Source organism: Peterkaempfera podocarpi (genome assembly GCF_042466665.1).
GTDB classification, from domain to species: Bacteria; Actinomycetota; Actinomycetes; order Streptomycetales; family Streptomycetaceae; genus Peterkaempfera; species Peterkaempfera podocarpi.
Map to the genome: position 1 here is coordinate 5,516,405 of NZ_CP162102.1, position 24,076 is coordinate 5,540,480.

The following is a 24,076-nucleotide window of genomic DNA, read 5'->3' on the forward strand; positions in this document are numbered from 1 at the left end:
CAGATGCCTCCTGCAAGGAGACTGGTGCGCCGCCAGGGACTCGAACCCCGAACCCGCTGGTTAAGAGCCAGCTGCTCTGCCAGTTGAGCTAGCGGCGCTCACCGACATCGGAGACTTTAGCAGCCGACCGCGCCCGATCAGAAATCGGTTTGGTCCGTGTGGACGGCCCTCGGTGGCCGCCGGCGGCCGGCCGTCACCCGGGCCGCACGGACGCACGCCCGCAGCAGCACCGGAGCATCGGGCAGCCATGGCTCACGGCTGTCGGGTGCGACGATCCAGCGGCCGGCCAGCAGACCGCCCGGGGTGTCGTCCGGGACCCCCACCGGGCGCTGGACCGGGGGGACGGTGACGGCGTCGCCCACGCCGTGGCAGAGCACCGGCGGCACCTGGGGGCCCCACTCCTCCCAGCGCAGCAGGGGCCGCAGCCGGTCGGCGGTGCCGACCCGGGCGAAGAGCAGCAGCCGGCCGCGGTGGCAGGCCACCGGGCCGCACCCCGGCCCCGTCGTCCACAGGTCCTCCAGGACCTGGCGGCCGAACACCTCCGGCAGGCTGACTACATCGAAGGTGCGCCCGCAGGGCAGCACGCTGGCCGTCCCCGGGCGCTCCCGCCACAGCGCCTGAAGACTGCGCGGGTAGTCGCTCGCGGACGCCAGCCAGGCCTCCCCGGCCACGGTGATGTACTCGACGGATTCATACGTCCAGATGTCCACGGACAGCAGATCTACCGGCCGGGCTCCCCGGGTGCCGCAGGAAGGGCCGTTCGCCGGACAGGACCGGCGAGGGCGGCGTACCCTTCCCACCCGCATATGCCAGCGGCGGTGTTCAGGCCGTGCGGGGCGGTCAGTCGACGGCGCGCTGCTGCTTCTTCAGACCGCGTCCGTACTCGACCATCTTGGCGGCGTAGTCCGGTGTCCAGTCCGCGCGGGCGGCGATCTCCGAGCAGCTCAGCGCGTCGAAGCGGCGCGGATCGGCCAGCTCGGCCGCGGCCACGGCCTGGAAGTCGGTGGCCCGCTCGGCCGCGGCCCGGAAGGCCAGGGCCAGTTCCGTGGAACGGCGCAGCAGCTCCCTGGGGTCGTCGATCGACTCCAGGTCGAAGAAGTGCTCGACCTCGCTCGCGTCCGCCCGTGGTTCGAAGAGCAGCGGGGCGGGCCGGAACCGCCGGGCGGCTCCCTTCCCCTCCGAAGAGCGCTGCCGGTCGTACGGGTCGGACATGGGCACCTCCACTGGGCGGTCGGAAGGACGGCGGTCGGACGCCTGTCGGGGTCGAGCGGGTCGGGGGTCGGACGTGTGTCGGGGTTCGAGCGGGTCGTACAGGTCGAGCGGGTCGGACGGCTCCGGGCACGGCTTGCGGCCGATCAACCGGAGACCTCCGCGGTGACCGCGGATGCATCCGGCGCCGGCCGTGGCGCGTCGGGGCGACGCCGTGGGGAACAGCGGGCCCCTGGGTGGTATTCCGCATCGGCGGCTGCCGTATGCGCGCCGCACAGCCGCCTTCTGGACGGGTCCCGGGCCACCCGGTGCGGACCCGGTGCTCGGCCAGGCGGCCAGTACCGCGTGGTTGGCCTCCCAGTCGTCGGAGGCCACCTCATGCGGCGGAGGCCGAGTCAGGTGTGGGACCGGCTCTTCGAGCGGCTCAGCTGCTGTAGTGGTAGCGGGCCTTGAGGATCTTCACTTCCTTGTCATCGGCCCGGTAGACGAGTCGGTGCTCGTCGTCGATGCGGCGGGACCAGTAGCCCGACAGCTCTCCCTTCAGCGGTTCGGGCTTGCCGGTCCCTGTGAACGGGTCCCGCTGGATCTCGCCGATCAGGCGAGTGATCCGCTTGGCCTTCTTGCGGTCCGCACCGAGCCAGAAGAGGAAGTCCTCCCAGGCGGCCGGGTCGAAGTGGACGCTTCTCACGCGTCACCGGCCAGGTCTTCCAACTCTTCCATCGTCTTGACAACGGCGGGGGCTGCTTCCTTGTCCCGGGCAACGGCCTCCATCAGGCGCCGGGCATTGGCGGGTGAACGCAGCAGGTAGATCGTTTCCTGCCAGGAGTCGTAGTCCTCGGCGGACATGAGCACGGCGTCCCCGGCTTTGGAGGAGATGCGCACGGGGACGTGGTCGTCGTTGACTTGCTGGATGAGAGGGAACAGGCGGGAGCGGGCCTCGCTGGCGCTTATGGTCACTGGGGCACCTCTATCTGCTGGTACGACTTCATGGTACTGAAGCCGTACCACAACATGGGACAAGTCGCGGCTCAAGCGGCGCACCTCAAGGGTCCAGGAATCGCATTGCCTGTGTGGTGTGGTGCAAGGATGATGCGCCGGTGTTCTACGAAGATCTCACCGAGTACGACTACGGGGACGAAGACTCGTTCACCGACAGAGAGTCGGGCTTCTACGCGCTCTGGTACCGCCCGACCTATGCGCGCCTGAACGTCGGGTGGCTGGAGGCGGGCAGGCCGTACCGGACAGGCATGGTTCCCGTGGAGTTCACGGAGAAGCTGAAGGCAATCCAGAAGATCCACTGTGTGAACATCTGCCTCGGGGTGCACGAGTGCGACCTCTGCCCCCTGGAAGAGGCTCCGGAAGGGAACGGAGAGGTGCGCATTCCGGGGGCACCCGGGGTCGCCTACGCCGCGCCCTTTCTGATCACCCACTACATCACTGCGCACCGCTATCGGCCGCCGCGAGTCTTCGTCGATGCCGTTCTCGCCGTCGACCTTGATGCGTGGGCTGCAACCAGGTGGCCCGACGTCCCGTTCCCCTGGATCCCGGACGACGCGGAACGCATGGTGGAGTAGGAACGGCCGATTCAGACGGGTCTGCTCGGCTGCGATCCCGGCGGCTGCGGGCATCGGATGACCCTCACGGGCGGTACGGCACCCGGTGCTCGGCCAGGCGGGCCAGTACCGCGTGGTTGGCCTCCCAGCCGTCGGGGAACTTCACGCTCACCCCGAGCTGCACCGGCTCGGTCGACGGATGCTCGTCCAGCAGTTCGGCGATACCGGCCCTGGCGACCACGATGCAGGCATGCCGATGCCGGGAGGCCAGGACGCACAGCCGGCCCGTCTCCAGGTGGAAGGCGGTGGCGTCCGGCCGCCCCGAGAGCGGATGCAGCACCACGGTGAGGTCGTACTCGCGGCCCTGAAGGCGGTTGGCGGTGTCCACGGTGACGGCCGGCCCGCGCTCCGCCTCGACCTGCACCCCCAGCGCGGTGAGAGCCGCCCGCACGGCGGCGGCCTGGTCCCGGTGGGCGGTGCCCACCGCGATCCGGTCGGCGGTCACCGGCGCGGTACCCCGCTCGGAGACGGCGGCCAGGCCGCGGTCCAGCACCCGGCGCACGGTCTGCGCCACCGCCTGCACCGCCTCCGGGTCGGTGCGCACGGTGTGCCGGGCGGGCAGCTCCAGCAGCCCCCAGCCGGACTCCGCGGCCTCGTCGATCACCGCGTCCACCGGGCCGCCGTCGCCGCGTGCCCCGATGGTGAGCCGACGGTCCCCCTCGTCGGTGCCCGAGCGGAACGGGGTGAAGGGATAGAACGCCCGGGAGACCAGCCCCGCCGCCGAGTACGGCAGCCGCCAGGAGACCGGCAGATTGTGCGGCCGGATACCGGGATTGTGGTCCAGCAGCGCGGTCACCGCGCTGCGGGAGGGATCCCAGCTCAGGCCCGCCCACTGGTCGGTGCCGACCACCGTGAACGGATCCAACTGACCCGGGTCGCCGACGAACAGGGCACGCTCGAAGAGCCGGGCCACGGCCAGCAGCGCATCCGAGCGCATCTGGTACGCCTCGTCGACGATGGCGTGCCGCCAGGGGTCGACATCCTTCACCCACTGCCACTTGGCGGCAGTGGACACCACCACCTGCTGCTCCACCAGATCGCCGACCTTGGAGGAGGCGGTCACCCCGGGGTGGCGCAGTGCCTCGGGAGCGGGACGGCCGTCGCTGCTGTGCAGCCGGCCGATGGAGAGCTCGGGGGCGGTTTCGGCGAGCCGGTCCACCAGGTCGTCGACCTGGCTGTTGGTCTGGGCGACGACCATCAACCGCTCACCGGCGGCCACCAGCTCCCGGGCGGCCCGGACCACCAGGGTGGACTTGCCGGCGCCGGGCGGTGAGTCGACCACGACACCGCGCTCGGTGCCGTGCAGCACCGCGTCCAGGATCTCGGCGGTGACCCGCTGGGCGGCGGCCGCGGGTGAGGCCGTGGGGTCGGCGGGGTTCACTACGGAGCTACTCCCAGTCCTCGGGTTCGGTGATGGGGTCGGGGGTGCCGGCGGCGGGTGGAACCAGGGCCGCGGCGGAGGGCGGGCCGCCATGGGTCCAGGGGGTGTCCTCGGGGGCCGGCAGCGGCGCGGCCTGCCGCACCGTGAGCTCGAAGAGGGTGAAGACGACCTGCTCCCCGGGCTGCGGCACGGTGCCCGGCTCGGGCTCCTTCTTGCGGCCCATGCCCGAGGTCAGCCGAAGGGTGAGCGTCCCGGCATCCGGGTCCACCGCCACGATCTCGGCTCTCTGCGCGGTGTCGCCCCCGGCCCGGTGGACCTCCCGGCCGAGGTCGGCGTGCGGGTGGTCGGCGGTGTGCACCGTGACCAGCGGCCGGGGCTTGGGGGAGCGGCCGGAGGTGTCGTACGCGGGCTCGACGTCCACCACTGTGCCGGCGAAGGCCTCCCCGGAGAGCCGGCGCTCGGCCATCGCCAGCGGATCGTCCAGCGCCTCCTGAAGCTCCACCTTGGCCTGCTCGCGCTCGCGCTGGGCCAGCTTGCGGGCGGCGGTCACCGCGTCGTCATGGCGGGGCTGAGGGGGCTCGCCCGCGGCCAGCCGGTCGCGATGGCCGGTGTAGGACCAGCGGTCGCTCTCCCAGCGCTCGGGCAGATGGGCGGCCGGTGGCAGCGTGCGCAGCAGGTCGATGCCGTGCCAGACCTGGTCCCAGGTGGGCCGCAGCACCCCGGCCAGCAGCTCCCTGATCTCCTCGGCGGCGCGCCGCACATGGCGCTCGGCGCGCTCGTCGCCCCCGGGCCGGGCGCGCAGTGCGGCGCGGGCCGCGTCATAGCGGGCGACGGCGGGGCCGAGCAGCTTCTCGTCGAAGCGCGGGTCGGTGGCGGGCCCGGCGGGTGGGCAGTGCAGCTGCCCCTGCTCGTCGCGGGCGCTCTCGGCCTGCCGTGCCGCCTCGGCGCCGCTCATCCCCGGGGGCGGCGAGATCCAGGCGAGCAGGGCGCCCAGATGCTGGTCCTCGAGGTGGGACTGGCCGGTCGCCCAGTGGCGGGAGAGCAGCGCCGTCATCGGGACCAGCAGGGAGGAGCCTGGTACCTCCGAGCGCTCCCGCAGATGGGTGAGCCAGCGGCCGAGCAGCGGGACCCTGGTCGGCACCGGGTGCGGACCGGCGTCCGCGTCGTCGGCAGTGCGGCGGAACCGGGTGGAGCGGCCCAGCAGGCCCAGCTGGTCGACACCGGCCGGGCTGGGGACGATCAGCTGAGGGGCCTCCGCGCACAGCTCCCGCACCACGGGCGTCTTCTCACCGGTCTCCGGATCCCGCTCGGTGCCCTCGACCTGCTCGACGTGCTCGCCGTAGCCCTCCAGATAGGGCAGCAGGTCGGCGGCCAGCGCGGCCAGGAAGGCGAACCGCTGGTCGCGGTCGAGCGGCTGTGGGACCACATGCAGCCGCGGCGCGGCACGGTCGGTGCCCACCATGGCTGCAAGCGGCGCACCGGCCTCGCCGGCGGCGGTCAGCGGGACGACGACCATGGGGCGGTCGGAGAGATGGCGGTGGCGGACCGTCGCCAGCGGCTCGGCCCGGCCGGACCGCACCGCCTCCAGCCGGGCGAGGGTGGACAGCAGGCTCATGCGCCCGGGGCCCTTCCGCTCCCCGGCCCCGCCGGGCGCTGGGCCAGCGCCTCGGCGCGCAGCGCGGCGGCACGGGCCAGCCGGGCGGCGGCCTCGTCACCCGTGTCCGTACCCGCGCCCGCGGCGGCTGCCAGGGCGTCGCCGACGGTACGCAGCGAGCCCAGCTCACCGCGGACCCCGCGGCCCAGCTGCTCCACCGCACCGGCGCAGCGGGCCTCCTGGCGGCAGTGGAAGCCCAGCTCACAGGTGGACAGGCAGTCGGGGGAGTAGGCGGCGGGCGTGGCGGCCACCGACTCGCCCAGCTGCCCGGCGCTCAGCACGGGGGAGCCGTCCTCTCCGGTGGAGAGGTCGAAGCCGGCGTCCTCGGGCAGCGCCTCCAGCAGCTGCTCGATGCCGGTCATCCGCTGCAACTGGCGGCGGGTGACCGCGATCTCCCGGCGGACGTCCACCACGGCGGCGGTGGGCCGGTTGGAGAAGTCCTTGGGGCAGACCAGCAGCACAGCCGGGTCGGGCGCGGCGGCCAGGCCCTCGGGGACTGCGTAGGGATCCGGATCCGGCTTGACGCCGGCCAGTTCGGCGGCCGTCTGCTGGAGGGCCAGGACGTACACCGCTGCCTGGCGGGCCGCCGCGCCGACCTTGGCCGGGTCGGCGGAGCCGTCGAGGACGGGGAAGGACTTGATCTCCACCACCGTCCAGCGGCCGTCCGGGCGGACGACCACGGCATCCGGCTCCAGGAAGGCGGGGGAGCCGGCGACCTCGATGCAGAGCATGGGGTGGTCCAGCAGCGTCCAGCGGCCGGGGTGCGCGGCCGCCTCGGCGAGGACCTGCCGGGTGCGCTCGGTGCGCACCGCCGTGCCGGCCCTGGGGAGCAGGTCGGGCACCGCGAGCTCGGCGGCGCCGGGCTCGGGCAGGCCGAGCCGGTGCTGGAGCAGGAGCAGCAGTTCGGCGTAGTCGTCCGCCTTGACCCGGGATTCAAAGACGTTTCCGCGGACGATGGCGAACGGGGACTGGCCGAACGGAGCGGGACTGCCCAGCCGGTCGGCCAGAACGGCCTTGTCGACCCCGGCGGCGTCCAGCAGGGCGCGGCGGCGGCAGCCGGGGTTGGCGGCGAGCGCGGCGAGGGCGCGGGCGTCCAGACTGCGTTGCGGCACGGGGCCGCGCAGCCTGGCGAGCCGCTGCGCGGGCGGCTCCGCAGGCCCGTAGGGGAGGTGCCCTGGGTGCGAGACGTTCATGGTGCGCGCCAGTCTTGCACCCGGGACCGACAACGCGGACATCCCCGGGCTGCAACCCGGTGCGGACAGGGCTCGGCCCGGTCGCCCGAGTGCCCGATGGGTACGGGCCCCAGCACCGGTTGGCGGGGCCTGGCGGAGGCAGGGCCGGGCGGTGCGGCCTGTCCGGACACAGACCTGCCCGAGCACAGATCTGTGCAGTCGGGCGCACCCGGTGGTGCGGGGCAGGTCAGCCGGTGCGGACGGCGCCGTCGTGGGAGCCGGTCGGCTGGGCCGGGACATGGGCCGGGACATGCGCCGCCACCACGGTGGAGCGGCGGTGCGCCCGGTCCACGAGGCGCAGCGCGGGGGGCGCCAGCAGCCCGCCGAGCCCCATCACGGCGCAGCCGGCGAGGGCGTCCGCCAGATAGTGGTTGGCGGTGCCCATCACCACGGTCGCGATCATCACCGGATAGAGCAGACCGATGACCCGGACCACCCGCCGGCGGGCGAAGAACCAGAGCATCAGGCCGCACCAGAGCGCCCAGCCCACATGCAGGCTGGGCATCGCCGCGAACTGGTTGGTCAGGTCTCCCAGGCCCTTGGGAGCGCTGGCGTCCCCGCCCCACCAGCCCACCGCTGCGTGCTGCTGCATGGAGTCGGTGAAGTCGTAGGAGGCCTCCAGCAGCCGGGGCGGCGCGGTCGGCAGGGTGGTGAAGCCCACCAGGCCGAGCACGGTGGATATGCCGAGCCAGGTCCGGACCCGCCGGTAGTGCCCGCGGTGCCGCCGCCACATCCAGGCCAGTACCAGCGGGGTGACCAGGTAGTGCAGCGTGGCGTAGCTGAAGTCGGCCGGTATCGCGAGCCAGCCGTGGCGGGTGAAGGCGGTGTTGAGCCAGTGTTCGGGTGCCAGGTGCAGCCAGGTCTCGGCCCTGAGCAGGGCGTGCCCGTTGCGCAGCGCCTCCGGCAGGTCACCTGCGACCAGCAGCCGGCTCCCGTCGTACGCGGCGTAGATCAGCGCCAGCAGCAGCAACTCCCGCCACCAGTGGCGAGGTGGGCCTGCGGGCGGGCGGCGCGCGGCTTGCGATGACATATGGGTGAACTCCGGACGACGAGTGCAGCGTACGCCCTACCGTACGCTGTACGTTAGGAATGGCCGCCAGCGGCCCGGAGTCGATGTCCGGGTACGGGGAACGCGATCGGCACCCTCAGTGACAGCAGCCATCACCATGTCCGAGCACACCGACGCGGGCCGCCGTCCGCGCACCCCGCGCAACACCCTCAGCGCCGACCTGATCCTGGACACCGCACTGCGCCTGCTCGACGAGCGCGGTCTCGACGCCTTCTCCATGCGTGCCCTCGCCGAGGAGCTCGGCGTGGGCACGATGGCGCTCTACACCTACTTCCGCTCCAAGGAGGAGCTGTTCTGCGCGGCACGCGACCGCGTGTTCGGCAGCTACGCGCCGCCCCCGCTCACCGCCGCGCCCTGGCACCGGCAGCTGCGCGAGGCATGCCTCGGCCTGTACCAGCTGTTCACCGGGCGCCCCTCGGTGCTCCAGCTGCTCGCCGAGCAGCACCGCGCCGAACGGCCCCCCGAGCAGGGCCCGGCGGTCGGAGCGGTGACGACGATGGAGCACATGCTGAGCCTGATGCGCGGAGCCGGCATCGGCCGGCAGCAGGCAGCCCGTGCCCAGACCACGCTGATCCAGTACACCGTGGGTGCGGCACTGCGGGCCGGCCGCACCCCCTGCGGCGACGCGGAGCAGCGGCGGCGCTTCCAGGCCCGGCTGGAGTCGCTGTCGGCGGAGGACTTCCCGCTGATCGTCGACCTGGCTCCGGAGCTCGCCGCGGCGCAGGAGAGCACGGCGCAGTACGCCTTCGGACTGGACCTGATCCTCGCCGGCCTGCGGACTGCGGGATCATGGGAGGCAGCGGGCCGCGACGACGGGGCCCCGCCCGCACAGTCCGACTGAGGAGGCCCGGCCCCCATGCCAGCCCGCATTGTTCTCGTACGCCACGGTGAGACGGAATGGTCCGCCACCGGCCGTCACACCGGCCGCACCGACATCCCGCTGACCGAGGAGGGCCGCCATATGGCACGCGCCCTCGGCGAGCGCCTCAAACGGTCCCCCTGGGACGGCCTGCCGGACGCGCTGGTCTTCACCAGCCCGCTCGCCCGCGCCCGTGAGACCTGTGAGCTGGCCGGCCTGGGCGACCGGGCGGTGGCGGACCCGGCGCTGATGGAGTGGGACTACGGCGCCTACGAGGGCCGCACCGGTGACGCCATCCGGGCCGACGGCCACCCCGGATGGGTGATCTGGCGCGACGGTGTCCCCGCCGGCGAGACCATCGACCAGGTGGCCGCCCGCGCCGACGACTTCCTCGACCGGGTCTGCGACGAGCACGGCCGCCCCGAGCACGACACCGTCACCATGGACTGCGCCGACCGCACCGTGGTGGTCTTCGCCCACGGCCATCTGCTGCGCATCCTCACCGCCCGCTGGCTGGGCCTGCCGCCGCAGTGGGGCCAGCGCTTCAAGCTGGGCCCGGCGTCGCTCTGCGTGCTCGGCTGGGAGTACGCGGCCCCGGCTGTCGAGGTCTGGAACGACACCTCCCACCTGGCCTGACGGCCGGGCTCAGCCGGCGATGTCGTAGCGCTCCACGAACGCGGCCACCTCGGGTACGTCGCGGTGCCGGCGCAGCCGGCCCGCGGTGCCGGCCAGCATGGACCTGATCCGGGCCGAGCGGACCTCCTGCAGCAGGCCCAGTGCCTGCGTCCCGCTGGTCGCGGCGGCCGCCAGGTCGCCGCGACCCAGCTGGTCATGGGCCAGCTCCGCGGTGTACAGCGCGCGGTTGCGGACGAAGTGCGGCTCCTGCAGGTCCATTGCCAGCAGGGCCTGCTCGGCGGCCCGGTCCCAGTCGCCCAGTGCCGACCAGCACTGCGCCTCCAGGCCGGTGATCTCCGCCCGCCCGTAGAAGGACATCCACTCCGGGTCGGCGTCGCAGCCGCCCCGGTCGAAGAGCTGCTGGGCCCGCAGCAGCGCCCGCTCGCAGGAGCGGCGCTCGCGCAGCACCGCCCAGCCGCCGGCCTCCCGCATGGCGAGCAGCGACAGCAGGCGGTCCGAGCCCACCTGGGCCGCCGCCTGCTGCGCGGCCTGCGCGGCCCGGACCGCCTCCCGGGGGCGGCCGGCGTCGCGGGCCAGAAAGGCGCTGTTGCAGAAGGCGTGCGCCTCCAGTGCCGGGTCGTCGGCCATCCGCGCGGTGGCCAGCGCCTCCGCATAGAAGGACCGGGCGTCGGCGAGACGGCCGGAGTCGTGCGCCAGCCAGCCCACCGAGATGGCCAGCTCGCCGGCTCCGGACTGCAGTCGACGTTCGGTGCTCTCGCTGTAGCTGCCGGTGTTGAGCAGCAGATAGGCGCTGCGCAGTGAGCGGCCGGCCGTCTCGAAGAGCGCGTCGGCGCCCTGCCGGTCGTCCAGCAGCCGGATCCGCCGGACGGCCTGCTCGACCCCGCCGACCTCCTCGGCACCCACCCGCCGGGGCGTGCTCGGCTCGGCGTACGCCGGTCGGTCCAGGCCGAGCGCCGTCACCAGGGCGGCGGGGCCGCCTGCCATGAACGTGCGGCGATGCACGTCGTCGTTCTCCTCGTCGCTGCTGCGGTGCTGGGGTCCACCCGTTGCTACGCCCCGGGCCTGCGGTGCGTTCACCTTGCGGCGTACCGAGCCGCGCGGCGCGAAGCCGAGGTCGGTGAGCGAGCGGTCCGGGAACATGTGCCGGAACACCCGCTCATAGGCGTAGTTGGGACAGCGGATCTCGCCGGCCTCCACCCGCCCGATGTAGCGGGCGTCGCAGGAGACCAGCTCGCCGATCTCCCGGCCGGCCCGGCGGACCTGCGCGGCGAACTCTCCGGGGGAGAGATCGCCGCGCAGGTCGCGCATGACGCGGTTGGCCGGGGGCCGGTCCGCCGGGTCGTGGGGACGGGTGGGTGCCATGGTTCTGCTCCCCGGGGGCTGCTGGAGTCCGCCGTGGCCGCGCGCTGCGGCCCGGAAGAACGCCATGACAGTACCGGGAGTAAGAATTCGAACACGCAGAGTTTCACCACAAAGCGGACATGGCGCGGCACATCTGCCATGAAATGCCATACCCTGCCCGCCCTCGCCCCGTGGCCGCACCGGCCCGCGAGACGTTGAGCTGGAAAGGAGCTCGGCCGGTCGACAGCTGGAGGTGCGCATGGGCGCCGGAGTGCCGCAGTCAGTGCCACAGGCAGGCGGGGCCCTGCTGCCCCCCGCAGTGGTGGACGGCCTGCGCGCCGCCGTCCGGCGGACCGGCCGGACCTCCGAGACGCTGCCCTACGACACCGTCACCGTCCCGCTGCGCCACGGCCTGGAGACCGTGGACATCCTCAGGCTGCGCGGCGCCTGCGGAGCCGTGCTCGGCGACCCCGGCGGCACCCGGCTGCTCTTCCTGGTGCCGACCGGCACCGCGGAGCGCTGGCATCTCCCCGGCAGCAGCTGCACCCCGGGCGCGACCGCGGCCCCGGAGGGCTGCTGGCTGCTGGCACCCCTGGCGGCGGACGGCAGTCTGCGCGCCACCGATCCCTGGGTTCTGCGGTCCGTTCTCTGCGAGGCCTCCGGCACCCTGATGGCGGGCGGCTTCGGCCCCTACTGACCGATTCCTCATACTGGACCGCATGGGACGCAGCAGAGCGGCGGAGGACCGCACCCGAGAGACCGTGCGCCGCCGTACCGACTCCGCCCTGGCCGAGCTGGTGCCCGACCGGGACCGCCCGTCCGGCTGGACCCTGCTGCTGGACGGTGCCCCCCAGTCGCATGTCGACCTGGACGACCCCGCGCACCTGGCCTTCGAGTACCAGCGCAGGCTCGGGCACATCGCCGATCTCGCCGCCCCGCCCGGCCGGCCGGTGACCGCGCTCCAACTCGGCGGCGGAGCCCTCACCCTGGCCCGCTATGTCGCCGCCACCCGGCCGCGCTCCCGGCAGCAGGTCGCCGAGATCGACACCGCCCTCACCGAGCTGGTCCGCGCCGAACTGCCGCTGCAGCGCGGCTGGCAGGTCAAGGTCCGCGGCGCCGACGCCCGCGCTGTGCTGGAGCGCACCCCCGAGGGCGCCGCCGACCTGGTCATCGCCGATGTGTTCAGCGGTGCGCAGGTACCCGCCCACTGCGCCACCGCCGAGTTCGCGGCGCTGGCCGGCCGGGCGCTGGCCCCGGGCGGCCTCTATGCCGCCAATGTCGCCGACGGCGCATCGCTGGCCTTCACCCGCTCCCAGGTCGCCACCCTGCTGCAGGTCTTCCCCGAGGTCTGCCTGATCGGCGACCCCGCGGTGCTGCGCGGACGCCGCTTCGGCAATCTGGTGCTGGTGGCGGGCCACCGCCCGCTGCCGCTGGAGGACCTCACCCGCCGGGCCGCCGCCGACCCCTTCCCCGGCAGGGTCGAACACGGCCGCGCACTGGCCGACTTCACCGGGGGCGCGGCCCCGGCCACCGATGCCACGGCCGCACCCTCGCCGGCCCCGCCCCCCGGCACCTTCCAGCTGCGCTGACCGGCCCCTCCCCGCACCGAGCGCCGCTCAGCCGTCCCCGCGCGTGCGCGGCCGGCCGGACGGTGCGGCGGCAGGGCCGCCCGGAGCAGCCGTGTGGTGCCCGCCAGGAAGGCCGCGGCGGCGGTAGGCGGCATAGCCGGTGAGCAGCAGGCCCGCCACGATGGGGGCGAGGACGGCGGCACCGGAGCGGTGCGGGGCCTGCGGGGCGGTGGGCAGTGCGTCGTCGCTGTGCGGTGGTTGCTGCCCCGCCGCCGGATGACCGGTGGTCAGGGCGGCGGCGGTGAGCAGCAGCAGGACGGCGGCCGCGGTGAGCAGGCGGCGGGCGCCGGGCGCCCGGAGAAAGACTCGCACGTGAGGGGAGAACGACCGCCGGCCGGGTGAAGTCACGCCCGGCGCCGGGCAGTTGTGCTGTACCAGGACATGGCAGGGCGGGCGCAGCGATCCCCTCACAGCCGCCGCGCCCGCCCGTACGACGGGGTGTCAGCCCTCCATGGCTCCCCGTCGGCCTTCCCTCCGGCCTACGCCAGGCCGTCGACCGGGGGGAGTCCGTGGCGCCGGATGACGTCCGCGTACCAGCGGGCGCTGGCCTTGGGGATCCGGCGCTGGGTGGCGTAGTCCACGTACACGGCGCCGAAGCGCCTGCCGTAGCCGTACGCCCACTCGAAGTTGTCCATCAGCGACCAGAGGAAGTAGCCGCGGATGTCGGAGCCGTCGGCGATCGCGCGGTGCACGGCCGAGAGGTGGGCGTGCACATAGGCGATGCGCTCGGGGTCGTTGACGTTGCCCTCGGGGTCGACGTAGTCGTCGAAGGCCGCACCGTTCTCGGTGACCATCAGCGGCAGGTTCGGGTTCTCCCGGCTGACGTCGCGCAGCAGGTCGTAGAGGCCGCTGTCGTCGATCGCCCAGCCCATTGCGGTGGTCTCGCCCGGGGGCAGGTGGAAGACGACCTGCTCGGAGCCGGGCCACGGGGAGTGGTCGCTCTTGCCGTGGGCGTCGTTGCGGGACGCCTCTCCGGCGGCGACCGAGCCGTCGGGGGCGGAGACCAGCGTCGGGGTGTAGTAGTTGATGCCCAGCAGGTCGATCGGGCGGGAGATCTCCGCCAGGTCCCCGGGTCGGACCAGGCTGTCCCAGTTGACCAGGTGGGCGGTGTCCTCCATCAGGTCCGCGGGGTAGGCACCCTTGAGCAGCGGGCCGGTGAAGACGCGGTTGCCGACGGCGTCGATGCGCCGGGCCGCGTCCAGGTCGCCGGGCGAGTCGGTCAGCGCGCGGACCTGGTGCAGGTTCAGGGTGATCGAGGTCTGCGCGGTAGCGGGGAGTGAAGAGCGCAGAACCCCGATCGCCCGGCCATGGGCGAGGTTGAGGTGGTGGGCGGCCTTGAGGGCGGCGTCGGGCTCGGTGCGGCCGGGCGCGTGGACGCCGGAACCGTAGCCCAGGAAGGCCGAGCACCACGGCTCGTTGAAGGTGGTCCAGATCTTGATGCGGTCGCCCAGCGCCTCGGCCACGATGGCGGCGTAGTCGGCGAACCGCTCGGCGGTGTCGCGGTTGGGCCAGCCGCCGGCGTCCTCCAGGTCCTGGGGCAGGTCCCAGTGGTAGAGGGTGGCGACCGGGGTGATGCCCTTCTCCAGCAGCTCGTCGGCGAGCGCCCGGTAGAAGTCCAGACCGCGCTCCACGGCGGGGCCCCGGCCGGTCGGCTGGACGCGCGGCCAGGAGACGGAGAAGCGGTAGGCGTTGAGGCCGAGATCGGCCATCAGCGCCACGTCGTCGCGGAAGCGGTGGTAGTGGTCGGCGGCGATGTCGCCGTTGTCGCCGTTGCGGACCTTGCCCGGCGTGTGGCTGAAAGTGTCCCAGATGGAGGGGGTGCGACCGTCCTCGGCGGCGGCCCCCTCGATCTGGTAGGCGGCGGTGGCCGCACCCCAGGTGAAGCCGGGCGGGAAGCGGAGGGCGGTTGCCTGCTGAGGCATCGCGGCGGGCGTGATCTCGGATCGTACAGCGGTCATGCGGGAGCGCTCCCAGAGGGCGAGGGCGGGCAGGAGGTGGATGTGGGGCGTGTGGTCCCGTACGGCCGCGGGCCGGAGCAGCGGCCGTACGGGACGATCCGAGGCGGAGCGCCGCGGTCAGCTCTTGACTGCGCCGGCCGTGATGCCTCCCACGATGTGCTTGCCGAGCACGGCGAAGACCACCAGCAGGGGCAGGGTGGCGACCAGGGCTCCGGTGATGATGACGGCGTGGTCGGTGGTGTGGTTGCCGGCGCCCAGGCCCGCCAGCGCGACCTGCACGGTGGGATTGTCCTGCTGGAGTGCGATGAACGGCCAGAAGAAGTCGTTCCAGGCCTGGACGAAGACCAGCATGCCCAGCACCGCCATCGCGGGTCTGGCCACCGGGAAGACCACATGCCAGACGATCCGCAGGCTGTGCGCACCGTCCACCCGGGCCGCCTCGATCAGCTCCAGCGGCAGTGCCTCGACCAGGAACTGCCGCATGAAGAAGACACCGAACGCGGCCACCAGCGACGGCAGGATCACTGCCTGGAGCTTGTCGCCCCAGCCCAGCTTGGCCATCATCTGGAACAGCGGGATCACACTGAGCTGCGGCGGGATGGTCATGGTGGCGACCACCAGGGACAGCAGCGCATTGCGTCCCCGGAACCGCAGCTTGGCGAAGGCGAAGCCGGCCAGGGTGGCGAAGAGCACCGTGCTGACGGTGATGAACGTCGCCACGATGGCCGAGTTGACCAGCGCGTCGCCCATGTGGACTTCGTTCCACGCCACATTGAGGTTGTGGAAGAGCTGGCTGCCGGGCAGCAGCGGCGTGGGCGGCTGGACGATCTCGGTGTCGGTGTGGGAGGCCGCGACCACCGTCCAGTACAGCGGGAAGAGCGAGATCAGCGCCGCGACGATCAGCACGATGTAGGTGAACAGGCCGGCCTGGTGCGTCTGGCCTGCGCCCTTGCCGAAACGCCTGCCGCGCGGCCGGCGCCGGTCGGGGCGGACGGTGCCGCGGGCGGGGGTCTGCTGGACGGTCCGCGGAGAGGTGGAGGAGAGAGTCATGGCGTTCAGGCCCCCAGCTTCTTGCGGTTGGCGCGCGCGATGACCGCCTGGACCGCTCCGACGAGCAGCAGCAGGAGCAGCATCACCCAGGCGACGGCGGCCGCCCTGCCCAGCTGGCTGTTGGGCCAGCCGAGTTCGTACATGTAGAGACTCAGCGTCTGGTACTGGTGGGCCGAGCCGCCGGTCACGCCGACTCCGCCGCCGAACAGCATCGGCTCGCCGAAGAGCTGGGTGGCGCCGATGGTGGAGACCACGATGGTGAAGAGGATCGTCGGGCGGATCGACGGGATGGTGACATTGATGAACTGCCGCCAGCGGGAGGCGCCGTCCAGGGCCGCGGCCTCGTAGAGGTCACCGGGGACGGCCTGCATCGCGGCCAGGTAGATCAGTGCGTTGTAGCCGGTCCACCGCCAGGTGACGATCGTGGAGATGGCGATCTGGGCAGGCCACTTGTCCGCCTGCCAGTCGACCTTGCCGATGCCGAACCAGCCCAGGAGCTCATTGATGAACCCGGCGTCGTAGCCGAAGAGCTGCACAAAGACCAGCGAGGCGGCGGCGATCGAGGTGGCGTAGGGCGCGAGGATGGCCACTCGGAAGAAGGTGCGGCCGCGCAGCTGGTAGTTGAGCAGATGCGCCAGGCCCAGTGCTATCAGCAGCTGCGGGACGGTGGAGATCACACCCATGGTGAAGGTGTTCCGCAGCGCGTTCCAGAACTGGTCGCTGTCCCAGAGCCGGGTGTAGTTGTCGAAGCCGCGCCACTCACCGGTGCCGCTCTGCCCCAGCTCCAGGTGGTGCAGGGAGATCCAGCCGGTGTAGATCAACGGGAACAGGCCGAAGGCCGCGAAGCAGATGAAGAACGGGGCGATATACGCGTACGGCGTCGCCTTGATGTCCAGGCGGTGGAGCCGGCTGCGCCATTGCCGCTTGGAGGGCGGGGCGGGGCGATGAGGGGTGGACTGGGTCTGCGGCGGACCGCCGCCGGCCGTCGTCCTCACGGAGGTGGCCACGAGTGGCGTCCTTCCCGAATGGGTCTGGCGGTGTGTCTGGCGGACGGGTCGCCCGGCCGGATCATGGCCGGCCGGACGACCGGATCACACCGTGAGCAGTGCGGCGGGGCCCGATGGGCCCCGCCGGTCGGCTAGTTGTCGGTCTTGTCCTTGATCGCCTTCACCACGTTCGACCAGGCCTTGGCCGGGTCGGTGTGGTGCTGCTCGATGTCCAGCAGGCCGTTCTTGGTGATGATGTCCTTCACCTGACCGTCCCACGGGCCGATCGGGGCCGGGGTGATCGACTTGGCGATGTCCGAGTAGATCTTGCCCGTGGGGGCGTCGTTGAAGTACGCCAGCTTGGCGTTCTGGACCTCGGTGGAGTCCAGGCCCGCCTTGGTGGAGGGGATGTTGCCGAACTGGGCGAAGATCTTGGCCTGCTGCTCGGGAGCGGTCAGCCAGGAGGCGAGCTTGATGGCCTCCTCCTGGTGCTGGCCGACCTTCGGAACGCCGAGGAAGGAACCGCCCCAGTTGGCGGAGACGGGGGCGGCGGCGATGTCCCACTTGCCCTTGCCGGTGTCACCGGCGTTGGTCTGGATGGTGCCGGTCATCCAGCTGGGGCAGGAGATGGTGGCGAACTTGCCGTTCTTGAAGCCGGCCGCCCAGGTGCCGCCCTGGTCGAACTGCTGCAGACCGGTGCTCAGCCCGTCCTGGATGGCCTGGACCGACAGGTCCCAGGCCTTCTTCACGCCGGCGCTCTTGTCGTAGACCAGCGCGCCCGAGGCGTCGGTGTACTGCTCGGCCTGGCTGGAGACCACCGCGTTGAAGATGCCGCCGGAGGAGTCCACGAACTTGGTGCCGGCCGGCGCCTTCGCCTGGAACTGCTTGCCGACCTCGAGGTACTTCTCCCAGCTGCCGGCCCACAGCTTGCCGACCGCGTCCCGGTCGGTCGGCAAGCCGGCCTTGGCGAAGAGGTCCTTGCGGTAGCAGATCGCCATCGGGCCGATGTCGGTGCCCAGGCCGATGGTCTGGCCGCCGGTGGTGGTGGCCTGCTTCCACTTGTAGTCCACCCACGCCGAGGAGTCGACGCCGGAGGCCTTGCTCAGGTCCACGAACTTGTCGGCCATCTTGCTGGTGGCCTCGGCGATGTAGCCGACCTCGATGGCCTGGATGTCGTCGACACCGCTGCCGGCCGCCATGTGGGTCTTGAGCGCGTCCCAGTACTTCTGGGCGTCGGTGTTGGTGTCCTCGACGATCTTGATGTTCGGGTGGGCGGCCTCGTACGCCTTGTAGAGCCCGGCCTCCTTGTAACCGAACTGACCGAAGGTCCCGACGTGAAGCGTGATCTGGCCGCCGGCGCTGCTGTCCTTGGAGCCGCTGTTGGTGCTGCTGCCGCTGCTGCCGCAGCCGGTGGCCAGGACTGCACAGGTCGCAAGCCCGGCGACCGCGGCGAGCTTTGTTCTACGGCCGCGAAGGCTGCTGGTGGTGCGCATTCCACTCTCCTATATCCAGGGTGGGTCCGGGGTGCGCCACAACGACTCCTGGGTGGGGCCGTGCGGATCGAAATCTCAAGGTGGCGTTGGCGGGTGCTGCAGAAGATGGGTGCTGTACGACGCTGTCCTCGTGGGCGTTTGACCGCTACCGTGTCACCGATAATGTGGGAGCGCTCCCACGAGGCATGTCGTGAAGACTCCTGCCTCAGGGGGGTGGGTGTCAAGAGTTGAAGTCGGTTCCGTTGCGCGAGTGTGTCCTGCAAGTCACGCGGCCGTGTCCGGATGTGGTCTGGCCGACCCGACCTGAACCGGGTCGGCATGCCCCTCCAACCAGCGGCAATGCGGAGCTCAGGGCAGCGACCGCAAGGGGGGACGGCGACATCCGGCCGCGAACCGGCCACAATGAGGCGCAGCCCGCGTCCGACATAGCCCGAGAGGTGAACCAATGAGTCAAGCCGCACAGCGTCCTGCGGGCCCTGCGGCGAGAGGAGGAGGCCGCCCGACGCTGGAGGCTGTGGCCGCTCTTGCAGGTGTGGGCCGGGGCACCGTCTCGCGTGTGATCAACGGGTCGCCCCGGGTGAGCGACAAAGCGCGCGCGGCTGTGGAGCAGGCGATCGCCGAGCTTGGCTACGTCCCCAACCGGGCAGCCCGCACTCTCGTCACTTCTCGAACGGACTCCATCGCTCTGGTGGTCCCGGAGACCGAAACGCGTCTCTTTTCCGAACCGTTCTTCAACGACATCATCCGCGGGGTCTCCGCCGAGCTCGCCGACACCGAGATGCAGCTGCTGCTGATCCTGGTCCGGACGAAGAAGGAGCGGGAGCGGCTGGCCACCTATCTGGCCGCCCACCGCGTCGACGGTGTGCTGATGGTCTCGGTCCACGAGGACGACCCGCTGCCCACCCTGCTGGAGCGGATCGACATGCCGTCCGTGCTGGTCGGCAGGCGTTCCGATGTGGAACCGCTGTCCTATGTGGACGCGGACAACGCGGGTGGCGCCCGGATGGCGGTACGGCATCTGCTGCGGCGCGGCTGCGAGCGGGTCGCCACCATCACCGGCCCGCTGGATATGGAGCCCGCCCGGGCCCGGCTGTCCGGATACCGGCGGGCGCTGGAGGAGGCCGACCTCGGCTCCGACGAGGCGCTGGTGGGCCGTGGCGACTTCACCGAGAGCGGCGGCCGGGAGGCCATGCGCGGGCTGCTGGAGCGCCGGCCGGACCTGGACGCGGTCTTCTGCGCCTCCGACCTGATGGCGGCCGGCGCCATGCAGGTGCTCCGGGAAGCCGGGCGGCGGGTGCCGGACGACGTGGCGGTGATCGGCTTCGACGACTCCATCATCGCCCGGCACACCGACCCGCCGCTGACCAGCGTCAGGCAGCCGATCGAGGAGATGGGACGCACCATGGCGCGGCTGCTGATGGACGAGATCTCCGAGGAGGGCCGGGCGCGTCGCCAGGTGGTGCTGGCCACCGAGCTGGTGGTGCGCTCCTCGGCCTGAGCCGAGGGCCGCCGCGGCTGCCGTCCGCACCGTTCCGCCGCCGGGGGGCGGCGCGTAGCGTGGGGGGTGAGCGGTGGTGTTCGGCCGGGGTGCACCCGGCGGAGACGGAGGCCCGAGATGCTGGCCGTGGATGTGCTCATCGGGGTGCTCGGTGCCGGAGCGGTCTGGCTGGCCACCGGCGTCAGGGTGGTCCAGCAGTTCGAGCGCGGTGTGGTCTTCCGCTTCGGCCGGGTGCACAAGGTGGTCCGCGACCCGGGCCTGCGATTGCTGGTTCCGGTCGCGGACCGGCTGCGCAAGGTCAATATGCAGATCGTGACGATGCCGGTGCCGGCTCAGGAAGGCATCACCCGGGACAATGTGACCGTCAGGGTCGACGCGGTGATCTACTTCCAGGTCGTCGATCCGGTGCGGGCCACGGTCAATGTGCAGGACTACATGTTCGCCATGCTCCAGGTGGCGCAGACCTCCCTGCGCTCGATCATCGGCAAGAGCGAGCTGGACGACCTGCTCTCCAACCGGGAGGCGCTCAACCAGGGCCTGGCGCTGATGATCGACAGCCCGGCGCTGGCCTGGGGTGTCCACATCGACCGGGTGGAGATCAAGGATGTGGCGCTGCCGGAGTCGATGAAGCGCTCGATGGCCCGGCAGGCGGAGGCGGACCGGGAGCGCCGTGCGCGGATCATCACCGCGGACGGCGAGTACCAGGCGTCGCAGCGGTTGTCGGACGCCGCCCAGATCATGGCGCAGACTCCCGCGGCGCTTCAGCTGCGGCTGCTGCAGACCGTGGTGGAGGTCGCGGCGGAGAAGAACTCCACGCTGGTGCTGCCCTTCCCGGTGGAGCTGCTGCGCTTCCTGGAGCGGGCGACCCCGGCGGACGCGGCCGATGTCCTCGGTGGCGTCGCCGCCCGGGTCGGTGCCCCTGCGGGGGCCACCGCCGTCCGCGGGCCGGTGCCCGAGGAGGTGGCGGCGGCCGAGCAGCCCCTGGCCGGGATCGAGGCGTCCGCGGTGGACGGCGCGGGGCGCGGGGCCGGGATCGAGGCGTCCGCGGAGGCGGCCGCGGCGGACGGAGCCGGGCCCGGGACCGGGGCGTCGGCAGTCCCCGAGGAGCCCCGGGGCGCCGACGGCCGTCAGTAGCCGGCTTGCACCGGACCGAGGTCCTCGGGGGCGGGGCGCCCCGGGGCCGGCTTGTTCAGGAGTTGGGGCGCAGCGTCCAGACGATGGTCATCTCGCCGGTGACGGCGCCGTCCTCACGGGTGATCTGCACCGCGACCTTGAACTCCGGCCGCTCGCCGCGGTCCAGCTCGGCGGCCACGTCCGCCGCCGGGCGGTCCAGCACCGCCGTGGCGGTGACCGGGCCCATGGCGAGCTTGCGGTAGGCGATCTCCGCGCTCACCGCGAGCGGCACGGCCCGCGACAGCTGGTCGCTGAAGGCGGCGAGGACGATGCAGCCGCTGGCGGACTCGGCCAGGGTGAACATGGCTCCCGCGTGCGGGCCGCCGACGTGGTTGTGGAAGTCGGGCTGGTCCGGCAGCCGGAGCACGGCCCGCTCGGGGGAGGTCTCCAGGTACTCCAGCTTCAGGGTGCGGGCCATGGGCACAGTGGCCGCCAGCAGTTCGCCGATCGACGGCGTCGTTCCGGTCATGCGCCGGATGTTACCAGCGGGTAGGTAGTTGCGGGAGTGGGCATTGGACCCGAGCTGAGGTGATGGGTGCTCATATCGGTGCGACCCTCGCCGGATTCGTCCGGCCTGGCTCCGGATACGCAAAAAGAGGGTCCCGGTCTGCTCTCGCAGACCGGGACCCTCTTGGTGGGGTGAGCGACGGGGCTCGAACCCGCGACCTCCGGGACCACAACCCGGCGCTCTACCAGCTGAGCTACGCCCACCATCTGTTCGGTGCGACTCGCGCTCCGACGCGGATAACTCTACAGGATCCAAAGGGGTGCTCGCGCCAGGGTTTCCGCACGCCCACCCGGTGTCGCGGGGAACCGCGTCATGGCGAGGGCGCCAGGTCAGGACGGCGGTGCCGCGATTCGGGCGGCTATGGCCCGCGCCGTGTCGCTGTCGGGGCCGGGCTGCTGCACGAACACGGCTTCGCGGTAGTAGCGGAGCTCGACGATGGAGTCCCGGATGTCGGCCAGTGCCCGGTGGTTGCCGTTCTTCTCCGGGCTGTTGTAGTAGGCGCGCGGGTACCAGCGGCGGGCCAGTTCCTTGATGGAGGAGACATCCACGATCCGGTAGTGGAGGTGCGCCTCCAGCGCCGGCATGTCGCGGGAGAGGAAGCCCCGGTCGGTGGCCACGGAGTTCCCGCACAACGGGGCCTTCCCGGCATCCGGGACATGCTCCCGCACATAGGCGAGCACCATCGCCTCGGCCTCGGCGAGCGTCACCCCGGCGTCCAGCTCCTCGAGCAGACCCGAGGCGGTGTGCATCTGACGCACCACCTCGGGCATGTTCACCAGGGCCTCCGCGGGCGGGCGGATCACGATGTCCACACCCTCGCCGAGGATGTTGAGCTCGGAATCCGTAACCAGCGCAGCCACCTCGACCAGGGCGTCCTGGCCGAGGTCGAGGCCCGTCATCTCACAGTCGATCCATACCATCCGGTCGTTCACATGTCTCACCCTACGGCGCGACCGCGTGGACCGGGCACCGTGCGGCCCCGGCGGGCTTCTGCGGCCTGGATGTCGCCGCCCGGCTGGGGCGCCTGGCCGTCAGGTGCCTCGGCGCGCTCCGCCCGGTGGCCGCGCCCGCGGGCGCCCTGCTGCGGGCGGCCGTCGTCGGTGGCCGAGTGGTCCGGCAGCGCGGACGGTGGCGCCGACCTGCCGCCCCGCTCCGGGGGGAACCCCTGCTGGACCGGAGCCCCGCCGGTACCGGCGCCGCCCGGGTGGGGACCCGGGAGTCCGCCCGGTAGGCGTTCCGCCGACTGTGCCTGCGACGGCACGGCGGCCGGCGACTGCGGCCGCCGGGACCGGAAGTTGGTCCGGTACACCGCCGGAGAGACTCCCAGCTGCCGGCGGAAGTGCCCGCGCAGCGCCACCGGCGAACGGAAACCGCAGCGGCGGGCCACTTCGTCCACCGACAGGTCGGAGGTCTCCAGCAGCCGCTGCGCCTGCAGCACCCGCTGGGTGATCAGCCACTGCAGCGGGGCACTGCCGGTCAGCGACCTGAAGCGCCGGTCGAAGGTGCGCCGGCTCATATAGGCGCGGGCAGCCAGAGCCTCCACGTCGAACTGCTGGTTGAGGTTCTCCAGGGCCCAGGTCACGACCTCGGCGAGCGGGTCGTTGCCGATCTCCTCAGGTAAAGACCTGTCGATGTACTGGGCCTGGCCGCCGGGCCTGCGCGCAGGCACCACCAGGCGGCGGGCCAGCGCATTGGCCGCCTCCGCGCCGTGGTCGGTGCGCACCACATGCAGGCAGAGGTCTATCCCGGCGGCCGTGCCGGCCGAGGTGAGGACGTCGCCGTCGTCGACGAAGAGCTCGCGGGGGTCCACATGCACCCGCGGATAGCGCTTGGCCAGGGTCGGCGCGTACATCCAGTGGGTGGTGGCCGGACGCCCGTCCAGCAGGCCCGCCGCGGCCAGGACGAAGGCCCCGGTGCACAGGCCGATGATCCGGGCGCCCTCCTGGTGGGCCTTGCGCAGGGCGGCGATCGCCTCCACCGGCGGGGCCTGGGAGATCGAGCGCCAGGCCGGGACGACGATGGTGCCGGCCCTGCCGAGAGCGTCCAGTCCGTACGGCGCTGTGAGGGTCAGGCCGCCGGTGGTGGCCAGCGGGCCCTCCTCGCCGGCGCAGACCAGCAGGCGGTAGCGGGGGACCCCGGCGTCCTGACGGTCCACCCCGAAGACGGACAGCGGGATCGAGGACTCGAAGATCGGTGCGCCGCCGAAGATCAGCACTGCCACGGTCTCCCGGCGGCGTCGGCCGGAGAGCTTGCGGAAGGAGCCGGAGGCGGGCGCCGTGAGGCCGCCGGCCGGAGAGGGTGCGCCGGGCCCGGCGGCGGGAGCGGCAGGGCCCACGGGTGAGGCCGCGCCCGGCGCGGTCGCCATGGGGGGCGAGCCCGGATGTGCGGGCGCGCCGGCGACTCTGGGGTCGCCGCCCGCGGGGCGGGACGGGGCACCGGCACCGTCCTGCACTGCGCCGCTCCTGCTCACCCTGCTCAAGGCGCTCAAGCCCCCCTACGTCGTTCGGCTCGCGGACGCCGTCGGCCGCGGGAACGCAGGACGGAGGGAGAGCGCTTGCCTGCGCCCTGTCCTGCTTCCCGGGTCTGCGGTGTCATGGCTGTCCGTCCCTGTCCTGCTTCAGTGCTGCTTCGCTCCCCCGACGCTAGCCAAGATCGAATCTACTGGGTCCGGCGTGGCCGTTGTGACAAATTCACCATCCGACGCTATGTCGACATGGCAATTTGGCGTGATGCATTCGATCACGAAGCGTGGCACCCGTCGACCCCGCTGGGAAGGGGGCGTGGGGGT

The 24,076-nt window shown here is 72.3% G+C and carries 24 protein-coding genes and 2 tRNA genes; 7 read left to right on the forward strand and 19 right to left on the reverse strand.

The window, feature by feature from the left end; genetic code table 11:
- Positions 1-22: 22 nt before the first annotated feature.
- The 5 genes from AB0761_RS24315 to AB0761_RS24335 form a co-directional block, all read right to left on the reverse strand.
- Positions 23-98: transfer RNA gene (locus tag AB0761_RS24315), tRNA-Lys, on the reverse strand.
- A gap of 39 nt (positions 99-137) precedes the next feature.
- Positions 138-806, reverse strand: coding sequence for a bifunctional DNA primase/polymerase (locus AB0761_RS24320; RefSeq protein WP_377271259.1), 669 nt, complete (start codon positions 804-806; stop codon positions 138-140).
- 34 nt (positions 807-840) lie between these two features.
- Complete coding sequence (locus tag AB0761_RS24325; protein ID WP_377271260.1) at positions 841-1,212, reverse strand: hypothetical protein; 372 nt, start codon at positions 1,210-1,212, stop codon at positions 841-843.
- Positions 1,213-1,633: 421 nt separating this feature from the next.
- Positions 1,634-1,897, reverse strand: a complete 264-nt coding sequence (locus tag AB0761_RS24330) for a Txe/YoeB family addiction module toxin (RefSeq protein ID WP_377271261.1) — start codon at positions 1,895-1,897, stop codon at positions 1,634-1,636.
- Positions 1,894-2,166 carry a type II toxin-antitoxin system Phd/YefM family antitoxin gene (locus AB0761_RS24335; RefSeq protein ID WP_377271262.1) on the reverse strand — a complete coding sequence of 91 codons (273 nt, stop codon included), beginning with the start codon at positions 2,164-2,166 and terminating at the stop codon, positions 1,894-1,896. The genes AB0761_RS24330 and AB0761_RS24335 overlap by 4 nt, the downstream gene beginning before the upstream one ends.
- A gap of 140 nt (positions 2,167-2,306) precedes the next feature.
- Here AB0761_RS24335 and AB0761_RS24340 point away from each other — a divergent pair, with 140 nt between their 5' ends.
- Positions 2,307-2,783: a hypothetical protein gene (locus AB0761_RS24340; protein WP_377271263.1), complete on the forward strand. Its 477-nt coding sequence runs from the start codon at positions 2,307-2,309 to the stop codon at positions 2,781-2,783.
- A gap of 64 nt (positions 2,784-2,847) precedes the next feature.
- Here AB0761_RS24340 and AB0761_RS24345 read toward each other — a convergent pair whose 3' ends face one another.
- The 4 genes from AB0761_RS24345 to AB0761_RS24360 form a co-directional block, all read right to left on the reverse strand.
- Complete coding sequence (locus tag AB0761_RS24345) at positions 2,848-4,296, reverse strand: AAA family ATPase (protein WP_377271264.1); 1,449 nt, start codon at positions 4,294-4,296, stop codon at positions 2,848-2,850.
- Positions 4,211-5,818, reverse strand: a complete 1,608-nt coding sequence (locus AB0761_RS24350) for a hypothetical protein (protein WP_377271265.1) — start codon at positions 5,816-5,818, stop codon at positions 4,211-4,213. The genes AB0761_RS24345 and AB0761_RS24350 overlap by 86 nt, the downstream gene beginning before the upstream one ends.
- A complete protein-coding gene (locus AB0761_RS24355; protein ID WP_377271266.1) occupies positions 5,815-7,050 on the reverse strand; it encodes a hypothetical protein in 1,236 nt (411 codons plus the stop codon). Before AB0761_RS24355 ends, AB0761_RS24350 begins: the two co-directional genes overlap by 4 nt.
- A 226-nt stretch (positions 7,051-7,276) precedes the next feature.
- Positions 7,277-8,119: a phosphatase PAP2 family protein gene (locus AB0761_RS24360; protein WP_377271267.1), complete on the reverse strand. Its 843-nt coding sequence runs from the start codon at positions 8,117-8,119 to the stop codon at positions 7,277-7,279.
- Between the two features lie 136 nt (positions 8,120-8,255).
- Between AB0761_RS24360 and AB0761_RS24365 the strand changes: the two genes are divergently transcribed.
- Entirely contained in the window at positions 8,256-8,999 is a 744-nt protein-coding gene (locus tag AB0761_RS24365; protein ID WP_377271268.1) for a TetR/AcrR family transcriptional regulator, read from the forward strand.
- Between the two features lie 15 nt (positions 9,000-9,014).
- Entirely contained in the window at positions 9,015-9,653 is a 639-nt protein-coding gene (locus tag AB0761_RS24370) for a histidine phosphatase family protein (RefSeq protein ID WP_377271269.1), read from the forward strand.
- Between the two features lie 9 nt (positions 9,654-9,662).
- Here the strand turns inward: AB0761_RS24370 and AB0761_RS24375 are convergent, their stop codons facing one another.
- Complete coding sequence (locus tag AB0761_RS24375; RefSeq protein WP_377271270.1) at positions 9,663-11,015, reverse strand: tetratricopeptide repeat protein; 1,353 nt, start codon at positions 11,013-11,015, stop codon at positions 9,663-9,665.
- Positions 11,016-11,253: 238 nt separating this feature from the next.
- Here AB0761_RS24375 and AB0761_RS24380 point away from each other — a divergent pair, with 238 nt between their 5' ends.
- Positions 11,254-11,691 carry a hypothetical protein gene (locus tag AB0761_RS24380; protein ID WP_377271271.1) on the forward strand — a complete coding sequence of 146 codons (438 nt, stop codon included), beginning with the start codon at positions 11,254-11,256 and terminating at the stop codon, positions 11,689-11,691.
- A 22-nt stretch (positions 11,692-11,713) separates the two neighbouring features.
- Positions 11,714-12,583, forward strand: a complete 870-nt coding sequence (locus tag AB0761_RS24385) for a spermidine synthase (protein ID WP_377271272.1) — start codon at positions 11,714-11,716, stop codon at positions 12,581-12,583.
- 27 nt (positions 12,584-12,610) lie between these two features.
- Here AB0761_RS24385 and AB0761_RS24390 read toward each other — a convergent pair whose 3' ends face one another.
- The 5 genes from AB0761_RS24390 to AB0761_RS24410 all read right to left on the reverse strand — a co-directional run bounded on the left by AB0761_RS24390 (position 12,611) and on the right by AB0761_RS24410 (position 18,109).
- Positions 12,611-12,934 carry a hypothetical protein gene (locus AB0761_RS24390; protein WP_377271273.1) on the reverse strand — a complete coding sequence of 108 codons (324 nt, stop codon included), beginning with the start codon at positions 12,932-12,934 and terminating at the stop codon, positions 12,611-12,613.
- Positions 12,935-13,101: 167 nt separating this feature from the next.
- Complete coding sequence (locus AB0761_RS24395) at positions 13,102-14,580, reverse strand: GH1 family beta-glucosidase (RefSeq protein WP_377271275.1); 1,479 nt, start codon at positions 14,578-14,580, stop codon at positions 13,102-13,104.
- Positions 14,581-14,697: 117 nt separating this feature from the next.
- The gene (locus AB0761_RS24400; RefSeq protein ID WP_377271276.1) at positions 14,698-15,630 is read right to left on the reverse strand and encodes a carbohydrate ABC transporter permease; all 933 of its coding nucleotides are present in this window, start codon (positions 15,628-15,630) and stop codon (positions 14,698-14,700) included.
- 5 nt (positions 15,631-15,635) lie between these two features.
- Positions 15,636-16,637, reverse strand: a complete 1,002-nt coding sequence (locus AB0761_RS24405) for a carbohydrate ABC transporter permease (protein ID WP_377271278.1) — start codon at positions 16,635-16,637, stop codon at positions 15,636-15,638.
- A 131-nt stretch (positions 16,638-16,768) separates the two neighbouring features.
- Positions 16,769-18,109 carry an ABC transporter substrate-binding protein gene (locus tag AB0761_RS24410; protein ID WP_377271280.1) on the reverse strand — a complete coding sequence of 447 codons (1,341 nt, stop codon included), beginning with the start codon at positions 18,107-18,109 and terminating at the stop codon, positions 16,769-16,771.
- Positions 18,110-18,554: 445 nt separating this feature from the next.
- Between AB0761_RS24410 and AB0761_RS24415 the strand changes: the two genes are divergently transcribed.
- Both AB0761_RS24415 and AB0761_RS24420 read left to right on the forward strand, forming a co-directional pair.
- Positions 18,555-19,607, forward strand: a complete 1,053-nt coding sequence (locus AB0761_RS24415; RefSeq protein WP_377271281.1) for a LacI family DNA-binding transcriptional regulator — start codon at positions 18,555-18,557, stop codon at positions 19,605-19,607.
- Between the two features lie 117 nt (positions 19,608-19,724).
- Positions 19,725-20,741 (forward strand): slipin family protein, encoded by a 1,017-nt coding sequence (locus AB0761_RS24420; protein ID WP_377271282.1) that lies wholly within the window; start codon positions 19,725-19,727, stop codon positions 20,739-20,741.
- Positions 20,742-20,796: 55 nt separating this feature from the next.
- Here AB0761_RS24420 and AB0761_RS24425 read toward each other — a convergent pair whose 3' ends face one another.
- The 4 genes from AB0761_RS24425 to AB0761_RS24440 all read right to left on the reverse strand — a co-directional run bounded on the left by AB0761_RS24425 (position 20,797) and on the right by AB0761_RS24440 (position 23,509).
- Positions 20,797-21,249, reverse strand: a complete 453-nt coding sequence (locus AB0761_RS24425) for a DUF4442 domain-containing protein (RefSeq protein WP_377271283.1) — start codon at positions 21,247-21,249, stop codon at positions 20,797-20,799.
- Positions 21,250-21,415: 166 nt separating this feature from the next.
- Positions 21,416-21,491 (reverse strand) — tRNA-His (locus AB0761_RS24430).
- Between the two features lie 126 nt (positions 21,492-21,617).
- A complete protein-coding gene (gene orn, locus AB0761_RS24435; protein WP_377271285.1) occupies positions 21,618-22,220 on the reverse strand; it encodes an oligoribonuclease in 603 nt (200 codons plus the stop codon).
- 5 nt (positions 22,221-22,225) lie between these two features.
- On the reverse strand, positions 22,226-23,509 hold the full coding sequence (locus AB0761_RS24440) for a GlxA family transcriptional regulator (RefSeq protein ID WP_377274300.1): 1,284 nt from the start codon (positions 23,507-23,509) through the stop codon (positions 22,226-22,228).
- Positions 23,510-24,076 lie beyond the last annotated feature (567 nt).